We start from the raw sequence: 12,086 nt of genomic DNA, 5'->3' as shown, positions 1-12,086 counted from the left end.
CGTCGTTCCAAGACGGGATATTGATGATGAAATTCATTGGGCGATCTGAACTGGCAATCAAGGCAGCCGGCATTGGTGCAGCGCTGCTCTTCTCTGTCGCGGCAAGCCACGCTCAGTCGTCCGGGCCGTTCGCCGGCTTCGACGGCGCCTGGACCGGCACCGGCACGGTGTCGCTGTCCGACGGCTCGACCGAGCGCATCCGCTGCAAGGCGGACTACAAGGTCGCCGGCACCGGCCTCAATCTCAAGCAGGCGCTGCACTGTGCCTCCGACAGCTACAAATTCGACCTCACCAGCGACGTGACCAGCCAGGGCGAGCGGATTTCCGGCAATTGGAGCGAGTCCAACCGCAACATCTTCGGCAATTTGCAGGGCACCGCTGGCGGCGGCCAGATCGAAGTGTTCGTCGAGGCCAACGGCTTTGCCGCCAATTTGTCGCTGCGCACCAACGGCTCCAAGCAGACGGTGCAGATCTCGTCCAAGGGCGAGATCCGCGGCGTGAACATCACGATGACAAAGGGCTGATAGCCCGTCCCGGCTGACAAGGAACACGCCCTCGGTTCTCCGCGAGCCGGGGGCTTTTTGCTGACATGAACCAACTCCGCAGAACCCTGCTCAAAGCCATTGGGCTCTTCGCAGCCAGCAGCGCATGGGCCGATGATCAACAGTCAATCCAGCGGGAGACGGACATGCAGCCTTCTGCGGTCAAGCCGCGCCACGTGCTCTGCTTCCTCGGCAAGGATGACAGCCTGCTGCATCCGCCGAAAGCCGTCGCCAAGATGATTGCCGATTTCGGCTTCGAGATCGACCGCACTTATTCGCAAGCAAAGCCCGATCCGCATATGGAGCGGTCGTTCGGTGTGTGCTGGGACCGCACCTTTCCGAATGCCTGGTCCGCCGCCGATGAGGCCGCCGTCACCCACCACAAATCCGTGCTCTACGTGTTGAGCCCACCGATGGAGCAGCACAAGGCGGTCGCCTATTCCGGCGCAGCCTTGCGCATCGTCGAGGAGATGATCGAGGCAGGAGCCACCGCGGTGAAAGGCGAAAGTGCCGGCGTCGCCCATGGTTTGAAACGATGGATGCAGCTGGCTTCCGAGTGCAAGGCGGCTGCGAAGACGAACCAGGGCCTCGCCGTCACGGCAGCGATGAGCCGGGCCTGCCGCCTCGCCTTTGCCAAGCGTCCCCTCGGCGGCGATGTCTATTATGAAAGCGTCGGCTACCACTTCGTCGGCCTGCCGGAGATCTATGTCGCGAAGTCGCGCGGCAGCGACCGGGACGCGGCAAGGCTCATGGACGAGATCGCCGATGCCATGGCCGAACGCGGCATCGATGCGGTGCTCGCCGACCGCAAGCTGAGCCTCTCACGAACATCGCAATACGCCGAGGACGATTTCAAATTCAACCCGTACGGGATCGTTCACGTCGAGGCGTGAAATATAGCGGGCAGCTTTCGCCCCCCCGCTCAGATCGCCGGCCTGTCCGGGCCGTGAAGCCTGGCGTGCAGATTGATCAGCCACATCGCCGTCGGCCGCAGGATGAAGAGGTCGGCGACCAGTGCCGCCACCATCGAGAAGGCGCTGAGCCAGCCGAACAGCCGCAGCGACGGCAGGTCCGAGAAGACGGTGACGACGAGGCCGCAGGCCAGCACCACCGTGGTCAGGATCAGCGCGGGTCCAACCAGCACGGTCGCGCGCTCCACCGCGAGCGCCGAGCCGACGCCGGGCTTGCTCTCCAATCGCAGACGATTGAGGAAGTGGATTGTCGCGGACAGGCCGAGGCCGAACGAGACGGTGAGCGCAACGACGCTGGCGAATTGCAGCCCCTCGCCCATCGCCCACAGCACCGTTCCCGACATCACCACCGGGAAGATGCCCGGCAGGATGCAGGCAAACATCACGACCCAGGAGCGGAAAGCAAGACCAATGAAGATCGCGACCAGCGCGAATTCGACGGTGAGGCCGCGGTTCAGCTTCTCGATCATGCCGGCCGAGTTGCGCGCGGCGATGGCGGCAAGACCGGTGACGGCAACCTCGTAGCCGGGATGCTTCTTGCGGACGACGTCGAGCTCTGAATCGAGCTTGTCGACGATCGGCAGAAGCTGGCTGGAATCCTTGTCCGGCACGCGGCCGGCCACGACCACCGCATCCTGCTCGGCATCGATGAAGCGTCGCACCAGATGCTCGGGGATGACGCCCACATATTCCTTCAGGGTCGCGACGTCGCTGCTGCCGGCCTTTTCCGCCAGCCAGCGGCGCAGCGTCTCCAGTGACCAGACGTTGCCGACACCGGCCGCCTTCTCGACGGTCGCATGCACGTCTGCGATGGTTTGCAGCGTCTCCGGCGAGTACAGCGATTGACCCTTGGGGAACGTGATCAGCACGTTGACCGGATTGGCGCCGGTCAGCTTGGCGTCGAGCCGGTTGCTGGCGGCCACCGCCTGGCGCTTGTCCGGCACCTGGTCGGCGAGCCGGTAGCGCGGCTGAAGATTGGCGTAGATGACGCCGAGGCTGCCGACGAACAGCAGCGCGATCAGGCTGAACAGACCGGGCCGGCCGACCATGCGCACCGCGATCCAGTAGCAGAAATTGCGCAGCGCCTGCACACCGGCGTCCGCGCTCTGGAACTTGACCGCAAAAATCTTCTCGTTGCGCACGAACAGCACGCCGAACACCGGTACCAGCGACAGCACCGTGATGAGCGCGATGATGGTGGCAGCCAAGCCCGCTTCGCCAAACTTGCGGATCAGGTCGGAGTCCGAGAACTGCAGCGCGATGAAGGAAATGCCGGCGGTGCCATGCGTCAGCACGCAGGCCGGGCCGACCACCAGCACCGCGTTCCTGAACGCGGTGAACTTGTCCTGGCCTGCGATCAGCCGGTCTCGCGCGGCAAAGGTGAGCTGCATCGAGTCCGAGAACGAGATCACCATGATGAGCGGCGTCATCACATTCAGGAACATGTTCAGATTGAAATTGGCCCAACCGAGCGCGCCAAGTGCGATCAGGATCGCGATCATCGGCGGGAATGCCGCCACCACCATGAACGAGATCTTGCGGAAGAAGATGATGGCGATGATGCAGCCGGCGAGAATGCCGAGGATGTTATAGGTGAGGCCGTCGCGCTCGACCGCGTTGCGGATCTCGAGCTGCATCACCGGAACGCCGGAGAGCTGCACGCTGAGCCCGGTGTCGCCGAGATCCTCCTTCATCAGCGCGCGGATGTCGCCGACGACCTTGCCGAGCTTGCTGGAGGCGACCACCTGCGGATCGAGCGAGAGCACGATCAGCGCGAGCGTGCCGTCCTCGGACAACAGCTTGCCACGGATGATCTCGTTGTTCTTGACGGTCTCGATGAACTGGTCATAGGCCGCGCCCTCAGGCAGCTCGGGCGGGAACAGAGCGGCCGGCAGCTTGCCCGGCGCCGGCGCCTGACGCGCCGAGAACAGCGAGACCAGGCCGCGCGTGCCCTCGACCAGCTGCATGTCGGTGACGAAGTCACGGAGCTTCTCGAGGTTATTCCGCGCCAGCAGGGTCTTGCCCTCGACCACGACGAGGACGTCAAACTCTTCGGCCGGGAACTTCTTGGTCACCTCTTCGTACTGGCGGAATTCGCGGGTGTTGGAGCGGAACAGCTGCGACAGCGAATCGTCGATCTTGATCCGCTCGATGCCGAACACGGCGGCCACGATCAGCGCGAGCAGGATGATGCAGGAGACGATCGGCGCCCGGACCGCGATCAGCCCGAGACGCTCCAGCCCGAAGGCGATGGAGGACGCAGGCCCCTGCTCGACCTTGTCGACATGAACCTCATTCTCGCGGTGCTTTTCGAGCATGCCTTTGTCCAGTTCCTCAATCGACTCGGTCTTGAGAGCTTATTGCGCTCCGCGAACGGCTTGAAAACGCCATACCAATGGGAGGCTTGCCCGTTGAAAACGCGCGGAAAATCGCCGGCAGCGGTTTAGCAGGTCAAGCGCCCTTCTCGCAAGCACGCCGGGGGTCTCCGAATCGATCAAGATGCGGCGATTTTGCCGGAATGCCCGTCATTCTGGCACAGCCGTGCCGATTCGACGCGGGGCGCGGTCGGCGCTCTCGTCCTTGAGCGCCACGCCCGTGACCTGGCGCGCCAGCCCCTCGCGGACCAGCCAGGCGATCTTGAGGGCCGCCTCGTCATAGCTCAAGCCGGCCTTGTGGATGTTCGACACGCAATTGCGCTCGGCATCGGTCAGGCCGGGCTTCGGCGCGAAGGTCAGATAGGCCCCGAGGCTATCGGGCGCTGATAGCCCCGGCCGCTCGCCGATCAGCATCACGATCATGCCGGCGCCGATGATAGCGCCGACCTCGTCACCAAGGGCGACGCGCGCGCCTGAGGCGACGACGACATGGCCGATCGCGACCGCCTCCTCTTCGGCGAGGCGCGGCAGCAGGCTTTGCAGCAGCCCGGCCGCATGGGCATGGACCGCAGCAGCCGACAAGCCGTCACCGATGACGACCGCAAGCTGGCACGGCGTTGCGGCAATCCCCTCCAGCGTCGCGGCGGAGGTGGCATCGAGCTGCCGTCCAAGATCCGGCCGGCGCAGATAGTCGCCGCGATCGGCGGCCCGGCTCCGGACCTCGGTGGCGGCAAGGCCGAGCGCCCTCACTTCGGCAACCAGACGCGGCGCGTCGAAGGCGGCATGCACGGCATCGCGGGCGCGGGCATGCGCCAGTGTGAAATCGAGCAGCGGCCTGGTCGGCAGGCTCGCGCCACTGCGCCCGAGCGCAACGCGCGCAGGCGTGAACGATTTGAGGTCGATGATCGGGCGTGCCGGAACGGGCTCGTCGCTCATTCGGCGGGAACGGAAGCTTCGCGCAAGCGGATCGAATAGTTCGAGGCGTTCTGCTTGCCGCTGGTGGCCGCCCGCGCAAAGGTGATGAGATGATGCGCGATCATGGTGCAGCCGATCAGGCCCTCCATGTCACCGCGGCGGATCCGCCCCAGCGCGAATTTCCAGAACACGCGCCTGTAATCGCCGAGCACGCCGACCTTCCAGAAGATGTTGCGCAGCATGACGAGGCCGCGCCGGATGTTGGCCCAGGTCTTCATCTCGTCCGGCACCGGCATCTTGAGGCGGTGCACGTAGACGTGGTCGCATTGATACTGGAAGCGCTCGTAGACCTTCTCGGGCTCGTAGGCGACGCTCATGGCGTGCTTCCAGGAGGCGACAACCTCGTCATAGGGCAGCAGGAAGTCGACGTTGGAATCGCGCCCCTCATCGTCGACCAGGCGCCCTTCCCTCTCCAGGCGGTCCCACAGCGGCGTCTTCGGCAGTGCCTGAAGCAGGTTGATGGTGAGCAGCGGAATGCGTGATTCCTCGACGAAGGCGAGCAGCGCATCGGAGGTGTTGGGCTTGTCGGTGTCGAGCCCCATGATGATGCCTGAGACCACCTCCATTCCGTAGGAATTGATGGTGCGCACGCCCTCGAGGATCGGGACCATCATGTTGTGGTCCTTGTGCATGGCCTTCAGTGCGTCCGGGTCCGGCGTCTCGATGCCGCAGAAGATGGTGATGAAATAGGCCTCGCGCATCTTCTTGAGGATCTCGGGACGCTTGGCGATGTTGAGCGTTGCCTCGCAGGCGAGCCGCATCACATAGCCGGTCTTCTTTTGCCATTCGATCAGGTGCGGCAACAGGTCCATCGCGGCCTTGCGGTTGCCGATGAAATTGTCATCGACGAAGTAGACCGTGTCGGTCATGCCGCATTCGCGCAGGCGGTCGAGCTCGGCGATGATCTGCTGCGGCGTCTTGATCCGCGGGTTGCGGCCGTAGAGGCCGGGAATGTCGCAGAACTCGCACTCGTACGGACAGCCGCTGGAATACTGGATGCTGCCGAGGAAATAGCGCTTCACGTCGGCGAGCTCATAGGCCGGGATCGGAAACTCCGTCATCGGCACGCGGTCCTTGGTCGTGAGCACGACCTGCTGCTCGGGGCGCGACGTATCGCGCGAAAGAATCTCGATCAGCTGATTGGTGGCATCGCCGAGCTCGCCGACATGGAGATAGTCGAACGACGGATAATAATCCGGGCAGGCGCTGACCGAGGGACCGCCGAGCGCCACCGGCAGGTCGAATTCATGGGCACGGCGGCAGATGTCGTTCATCTGCTGGCGCTGGATGTGCATGCCGCTGACGAAGACGGCCTCTGCCCATTCGAACTCCTCCTTGCTGGTGCGGCGGAGGTTCTCGTCGACGAATTTGACCTGCCATTCCCTGGGAAGGTAGGCCGCGAGCAGCAACAGGCCCTGCGGCGGCATGAAGGCGCGGACGCCATCGGTCAGCGGATAGGCGTGCTCGAAGGTGCCGAAGGATGAGGTGTAACGCGGAAAGACGCAGAGAATCTTTCGGCTCGTTCCGTTGCTTTCAGCGCGCATCGAACTTCCCCCAACCACGTTCTGCTGACGGTACTGACGAGGTCTCCAGAAACATAGCGTAACGCTGCGACCGGAATTCCTCAATATTGTGGCAGCGAACTAATTCGTGAGACGCGCCAGTGGTTTCGCCGGTTCACGGCAGCGGACAGGGTTTTCGCCGGTTTTTTTTCGCATCACGCGATCAGCCGCGAGGCAAAATCGGGCAAGAGGCCCGCATCGCCCGCAAGGCGGAAGTCGGCGCCGGCAATGCCTGATCGCACCAGCCAGTCGTCGAACTCCGGAGCGCGGGCCACACCGAAGACGTCGCGCACATAGAGCGCGTCGTGGAAGGACGTCGACTGGTAGTTCAGCATGACGTCGTCAGCGCCGGGCACCCCCATGATGAAGGTGACGCCGGCCGCGGCGAGCAGCGTCAGGAGATTATCCATGTCGTCCTGGTCCGCCTCGGCATGGTTGGTGTAGCAGATGTCGATGCCAAGCGGCAGGCCGAGCAGCTTGCCGCAGAAATGATCCTCCAGCCCCGCCCGGATAATCTCCTTGCCGTCGTAGAGATATTCCGGGCCGATGAAGCCGACCACGCTGTTGACCAGCAGCGGGGCAAAAGCGCGTGCCACCGCATAGGCGCGCGCCTCGCAGGTCTGCTGGTCGACGCCGTGATGGGCGCCCGCCGACAATGCGGAGCCCTGGCCGGTCTCGAAATACATCACGTTGTCGCCGACCGTACCGCGCTTCTGCGACAGCCCGGCCGCGTGCGCCTCCCTCAGCAGCGAAAGGTCGATGCCAAAGCTGCGGTTGGCGGCCTCGGTGCCGGCGACCGACTGGAAGACGAGGTCGACGGGCACGCCCTGCCCGATCAGTGACAGCGTCGTGGTGACATGGGTCAGCACGCAGCCTTGCGTCGGGATTTTCAGCCGCGCGATGATCTCGTCCAGCAATCGCAGCAATTGCCCGATCACGGCCGGATCGTCGCTCGCCGGATTGATGCCGATGCAGGCATCGCCGGCTCCGAGCAGCAGCCCGTCGAGGATCGAGGCAGTAATGCCCCTGGCGTCGTCGAAGGGATGGTTGGGCTGCAGCCGCGTGCTCATCCGCCCCTTGAGGCCGATGGTGTTGCGGAAGGCGGTCGTGACCTCGCATTTCCGCGCCGCCAGGATCAGGTCCTGGTTGCGCATCAGCTTTGACACCGCTGCGGCCATTTCCGGCGTGATGCCCGGCGCGAGCTTGCGCAAGGTCTCGGGAGTGGCGGCGTCCGACAGCAGCCAGTCGCGGAATGCTCCGACCGTCAGCGAAGAGACCTGCGCGAAGGCCCCGGAGTCATGGCTGTCGATGATCAGGCGGGTGACCTCGTCGGCCTCATAGGGAATGACGGCCTCCTGCAAGAACTGCCCGAGGGCGACGTCGGCCAGCGCCATTCGCGCGGCGATCATCTGCTCGGCGCTCTCGGCAGCAATGCCGGCCAGCCGGTCGCCGGAGCGCGGCGGCGTCGCTTTGGCCAGGAGGTCGCGTAGATCGGCGAAGCGATAGGTCGTGGCGTCGATGGTGTGGCGATAGACCAAAGGCCCCTCCTGAAATCGTCGGCCAGTGACCGACTCCGGTCGGTGCGAAAGGCGGCGCAGGTGTCAGGAATACGCGCTTGACGGTCTGTATGCACGCCGATGTTTGGGGCATTTCGGGCGATGCCCGGATCAATCTGCCGGGAACCATCGCCCGGCACCAAACCGCTGAGACAGCTTGCATTTCCCTCGAGCTTCGGCGCACGCGCGGACTTGCGCGTTAACACTGCGTCCATCTTCATTCTGCATAGTTTTACGTCAATTTATACGACTGCGCACACCGGCCGATCCTGGCCATCTGGGCCCGAACAGCATGCAAATCGACCGATCTGGGAATGCCGCCGGCCTCGCTGGCCGTTTCTCGCTTGCCACCAAGCTCTATGCGATCTTCGCGCTGTTCGCCCTGCTCACCGCGGCGATCGCGATGCTGTCCGACTACAACAGCCGCCGCAGTGCCGAGCTGACGAGCGCGATCGAGACGGCGAATGCGGCTGCGTTGAATGTCGAGCGCGTCAACTCGCTGGTCTATGCGGTCGTGATGGAATCGCGCGGCGTCTACATGTCGACCGAGCCGGCGGTGGTGAAGAAATACGGCGAGGGCCTGCTCAAGTTCAACGAGCAGATTCTCGGCGTCGTGAAGGGCTGGGAGAGCATCGTCAAGGCCGATGACGCCGAGCAGTTCGCGACCTTCAAGAAGCGCATCGAGCAGTTCGTCGAGTTCCGCAAGGAGCTGGTCCGCCGCGGCATCGAGATCAACGCAGCCGCGGGACGCGAATGGGGCGACAACGACGCCAACCGCGCGGTGCGCTCGGCGCTGAACAAGGACCTCGAGGCGCTCTCCAAGGTCTATGCCGAGCGCGCCAGGCAGATCGCGCTTCAGACCGAGACCAACCGCACGCTGTCCTTGGTGCTGACCTGCCTCGCCGGCCTGGCGCTGGCGCTGGTCGTGATCGGCATCATCATCATCGCCCGCTCGATCGCCCGGCCGCTCGCCGCCATCACCGCGACCATCAAGCAGGTCGCCGACGGCGCCGAGAATGTCGTGGTGCCGCATTCGGGGCGTGCCGACGAGATCGGTGCGCTGGCCCGCGCCATCGAGGTGTTCCAGGACGCGATGGGCCGCAACCGCAACCTCGCCTCGCAGGTCTCGCGGGACTCTGCCGCGCGCGAAGAGCGCGCGCGCCACATCGAGCAATCGGTCGAGGCGTTCCGCGAGGCGATCGGCGCGATCATGCGCGGGCTCAGCGACAACGCCGGTGTCATGCGCGAGACCGCGCAGACCATCACGCGCGTCACCGCGGATGCGAGCAACCGCGCCGGAACGGCAGCGAACGCCAGCGAGCAGGCCTCGCACAACGTCACCGCGGTCGCGGGTGCGGCCGAGGAGCTGTCGGCCTCTGTCGAGGAGATCGGCCGCCAGGTGCGTCAGAGCGCAAGCGCGGTCGAGCAGACCGGCCAGCGCACAGAGAAATCGATCGCCGAGATCGAGAGCCTTGCTGCCGCCACGCAGCGCATCGACGGCGTGCTGACCCTCATTCAGACCATCGCCGAGCAGACCAACCTGCTCGCGCTCAATGCCACCATCGAGGCTGCCCGCGCCGGCGATGCCGGCCGCGGCTTTGCCGTCGTCGCGCACGAAGTGAAGGCGCTGGCGGGACAGACGGCGAAGGCAACCGCCGACATCAGCGAGAACGTCGCGATGATCCAGGCCTCCACCCGCAACGCGGTGGATGCGGTGCGCGAGATCGGCGGCGCGGTGCGCGAGATCAACGAGGTCACCTCGGCGATAGCAGGTGCCGTCGGCCAGCAGGACCAGGCCACGCGCGAGATCTCCTCCAATGCGCAGAGCGCCGCCCAGGGCAACGAGACGCTGGTCGCCAACATCACCTCGCTGCGCGACGCCATCGGCGAGACGGATACGGCGGCATCCTCGGTGCTGTCAGCGGCGAGCAGCCTGACCGCGACCGCGGACACGCTGTCGCGGGAGGTGGAAAAATTCTTCCAGAACCTGCGCGCGGACAACCGCATCGCCAAGGCGGGATGATCGCCATCGACATGATGTCGTCATGCTGGCGGGAAGACCGCCGAACACGATGAGGATGGGCTTGCCTATGATGCCTCATCATCCGCCGGAGCGCCTGGACCTGCAACGGCTCAGGTACCGACGGCCTCAAAGCAGCATGGAGACGATGGCTATCAAGCCGATCGCGGTCAGCCCCCACACCAGCGAATGCAAAGCCCAAGGCTGCATTATCGCACCTCGTCCGCCTGTCCTGCCGAACGCAGGAAACGCCGGGGCGCGGTGCGTCAATTGAGATAGATCAATAGCCGAGAATGAGCACGGAGGCGGCAGCCACGGTGAAAGCACCGGCCGCAACGACGACGACACGTATGATGAGCTCGCTGCCCATGGCCAAAGTTAACCTATGATAACGCAGCGCGTCTGTGCAGTTTGTGCCAAAACCGCAGCTGAAGCGACTGGGACGGTGCTCTCGCGGGACTGATCGAATAGGAGAACACATACGTCAGGACCCACATGATGAGGCTCCGCACGATGCGAGCGGGAAGGCGCGATCGCATCGCGCCATCCCGCGGCATTTCCTCCTTGAACCAGATCAACGAAGCTTCAGCCTATCGGGCCCGCTGTCCAACCATCTCCGGACAGCGGCCTGACCGTGACGTCGGGAATGACGCCAAGCTTCATGCGCGGATCGAAATGGCGCATCGTCCGCTCGTTGAGGTCGATGATGCGGCCGGGCCTGAGCGGCCCCACGTCGTTGATCTTGACGATGACCTTCTTGCCGACAGCTTCGACCAGCGCAAATTTCGGTCTCGCGCCGAATTGGACCCCGCCGAACTTCCGACGCAAGCTCGTCTTGATCGCAGCGGTCCACACCTCGGGATCGTAACGCTCGCCGGAAGCTGTTTTCGGTCCACCCTCCTCCTTGCCGGGCTTGAATGGATTATAGGTGGATGCAGCGCCAACGATCGCTCCCTCGCAGGCGGCCTCGACGACGGCACTTGATTGAACCCCACTTGTTTCACTGCGAGCAACGGTTACTGAAACGACAAGCGCAACCAGGGCGCCGCAAATTGCGGCGCTCGAGCGGAACACCATTACATCTCCTTTGATTTTCGTGCGGTTCCCGATGTCGCAGGACATGGCCAAGCGAACGCGTCAGCGTTCTTGAACTTGCGCCAGTCTCTTGCGAATTCGCGCCAACCCCTGGCCGCGGAACCGTTGCGAGAACCTAAGCGGCCCCCGCGTGTTTTCGTTGTCGCTGTCTAAAACAGGGAATGAGTCAGCAACATGACCTCGGCCGTGATCGATCACATACCCCGGAGTCTTACGCGCTCAGCGGCGAGGCCTAGCGCAGGCCCATGAAACCCGCAGTGGCCGGGAACTCTAGCTGAACACCACGATGTGGCCGCGGCCACGAGATCGCGCGCGGCCTTGTTGCCGCCGCGATTCGTCGGCGGCCCGGCGTCGAGTTGCCGATTGCTATCCGCGCCGCTTCAGCGCGAGGCCGAGGCTGATCCAGCCTGCGCCCGCCATGATCAAATCGATGCCGAGGAACAGGCCGAGGACGTAGACGCTGTTGACCGGCCAGCGCGCCACGATCAACAGGCCGAGCAGCAGCGTGATGGCGCCTGATAACGCGACCCACACCCACGGACTCTCGCGCTTCATGCTGAAGGCGAGAAACAGCCTGACGGCGCCGGAGGCGATCAGCGATATGCCCAGGAACAGCGTCAGCAAGACTGCCGCGAACAGCGGATTGTCGAAGGTGAGGATGCCCGCGATGACGTAGAGCACGCCGAGCAGCACCCAGATCAGGAACTTGCCCCAGCTCTTCATCTGGAAGGCGCCGATGATCTCGACCGCGCCGGCGACGATCATCATCGCACCGACCACGAGCACGCTCGCCACCGTCGCCATCACGACGCTGCCGAGCGCGACGAAGCCGGCGATGAGATAGACCGCACCCATGGCGACGATCCAGCCCCATTTGCCATGCAGCGCCGCAACGCCGGAACCAAGGCCGAGATGGGAAGAGGTATCCGTAGACGTCATGACGCACCTCCTGCATGTGATGCCCCAGAGCACATCTCAGGATAGCACGGC

9 protein-coding genes are annotated in these 12,086 nt (G+C 64.3%); 3 read left to right on the top strand and 6 right to left on the bottom strand.

What is annotated here, in order from left to right; translation table 11 throughout:
* The first annotated feature begins 26 nt into the window (after positions 1-26).
* Complete coding sequence (locus tag HYH07_RS18075) at positions 27-524, top strand: hypothetical protein (RefSeq protein ID WP_220003860.1); 498 nt, start codon at positions 27-29, stop codon at positions 522-524.
* A 65-nt stretch (positions 525-589) separates the two neighbouring features.
* Positions 590-1,435 (top strand): hypothetical protein, encoded by an 846-nt coding sequence (locus tag HYH07_RS18070; protein ID WP_220003750.1) that lies wholly within the window; start codon positions 590-592, stop codon positions 1,433-1,435.
* Between the two features lie 29 nt (positions 1,436-1,464).
* On the opposite strand, the gene HYH07_RS18065 is transcribed toward HYH07_RS18070, so the two are convergent.
* The 4 genes from HYH07_RS18065 to HYH07_RS18050 form a co-directional block, all read right to left on the bottom strand.
* Positions 1,465-3,831: an RND family transporter gene (locus HYH07_RS18065; RefSeq protein ID WP_220003749.1), complete on the bottom strand. Its 2,367-nt coding sequence runs from the start codon at positions 3,829-3,831 to the stop codon at positions 1,465-1,467.
* A 207-nt stretch (positions 3,832-4,038) separates the two neighbouring features.
* On the bottom strand, positions 4,039-4,824 hold the full coding sequence (eutC, locus tag HYH07_RS18060) for an ethanolamine ammonia-lyase subunit EutC (RefSeq protein WP_220003748.1): 786 nt from the start codon (positions 4,822-4,824) through the stop codon (positions 4,039-4,041).
* Positions 4,821-6,407 (bottom strand): B12-binding domain-containing radical SAM protein, encoded by a 1,587-nt coding sequence (locus HYH07_RS18055; protein WP_220003747.1) that lies wholly within the window; start codon positions 6,405-6,407, stop codon positions 4,821-4,823. Before HYH07_RS18055 ends, eutC begins: the two co-directional genes overlap by 4 nt.
* 173 nt (positions 6,408-6,580) lie before the next feature.
* Entirely contained in the window at positions 6,581-7,963 is a 1,383-nt protein-coding gene (locus HYH07_RS18050) for an ethanolamine ammonia-lyase subunit EutB (RefSeq protein ID WP_220003746.1), read from the bottom strand.
* A gap of 310 nt (positions 7,964-8,273) precedes the next feature.
* Between HYH07_RS18050 and HYH07_RS18045 the strand changes: the two genes are divergently transcribed.
* On the top strand, positions 8,274-10,004 hold the full coding sequence (locus tag HYH07_RS18045; RefSeq protein ID WP_220003745.1) for a methyl-accepting chemotaxis protein: 1,731 nt from the start codon (positions 8,274-8,276) through the stop codon (positions 10,002-10,004).
* 582 nt (positions 10,005-10,586) lie between these two features.
* Here the strand turns inward: HYH07_RS18045 and HYH07_RS18040 are convergent.
* Positions 10,587-11,078: a septal ring lytic transglycosylase RlpA family protein gene (locus tag HYH07_RS18040; protein ID WP_220003859.1), complete on the bottom strand. Its 492-nt coding sequence runs from the start codon at positions 11,076-11,078 to the stop codon at positions 10,587-10,589.
* 384 nt (positions 11,079-11,462) lie between these two features.
* Complete coding sequence (locus HYH07_RS18035; RefSeq protein ID WP_220003744.1) at positions 11,463-12,035, bottom strand: HdeD family acid-resistance protein; 573 nt, start codon at positions 12,033-12,035, stop codon at positions 11,463-11,465.
* Between the last annotated feature and the right edge of the window lie 51 nt (positions 12,036-12,086).

The sequence above is a fragment of the Bradyrhizobium sp. BR 10261 genome, assembly GCF_019455395.1.
Classification (GTDB): domain Bacteria; phylum Pseudomonadota; class Alphaproteobacteria; order Rhizobiales; family Xanthobacteraceae; genus Bradyrhizobium; species Bradyrhizobium manausense.
This window is presented reverse-complemented; position numbering and strand designations above follow the sequence as displayed.

Coding starts and splice junctions, on each gene's coding strand:
- HYH07_RS18075 (WP_220003860.1), top strand. CDS start 27: ATGAAATTCATTGGGCGATCTGAACTGGCAATCAAGGCAGCCGGCATT.
- HYH07_RS18070 (WP_220003750.1), top strand. CDS start 590: ATGAACCAACTCCGCAGAACCCTGCTCAAAGCCATTGGGCTCTTCGCA.
- HYH07_RS18065 (WP_220003749.1), bottom strand. CDS start 3,831: ATGCTCGAAAAGCACCGCGAGAATGAGGTTCATGTCGACAAGGTCGAG.
- eutC (WP_220003748.1), bottom strand. CDS start 4,824: ATGAGCGACGAGCCCGTTCCGGCACGCCCGATCATCGACCTCAAATCG.
- HYH07_RS18055 (WP_220003747.1), bottom strand. CDS start 6,407: ATGCGCGCTGAAAGCAACGGAACGAGCCGAAAGATTCTCTGCGTCTTT.
- HYH07_RS18045 (WP_220003745.1), top strand. CDS start 8,274: ATGCAAATCGACCGATCTGGGAATGCCGCCGGCCTCGCTGGCCGTTTC.
- HYH07_RS18040 (WP_220003859.1), bottom strand. CDS start 11,078: ATGGTGTTCCGCTCGAGCGCCGCAATTTGCGGCGCCCTGGTTGCGCTT.
- HYH07_RS18035 (WP_220003744.1), bottom strand. CDS start 12,035: ATGACGTCTACGGATACCTCTTCCCATCTCGGCCTTGGTTCCGGCGTT.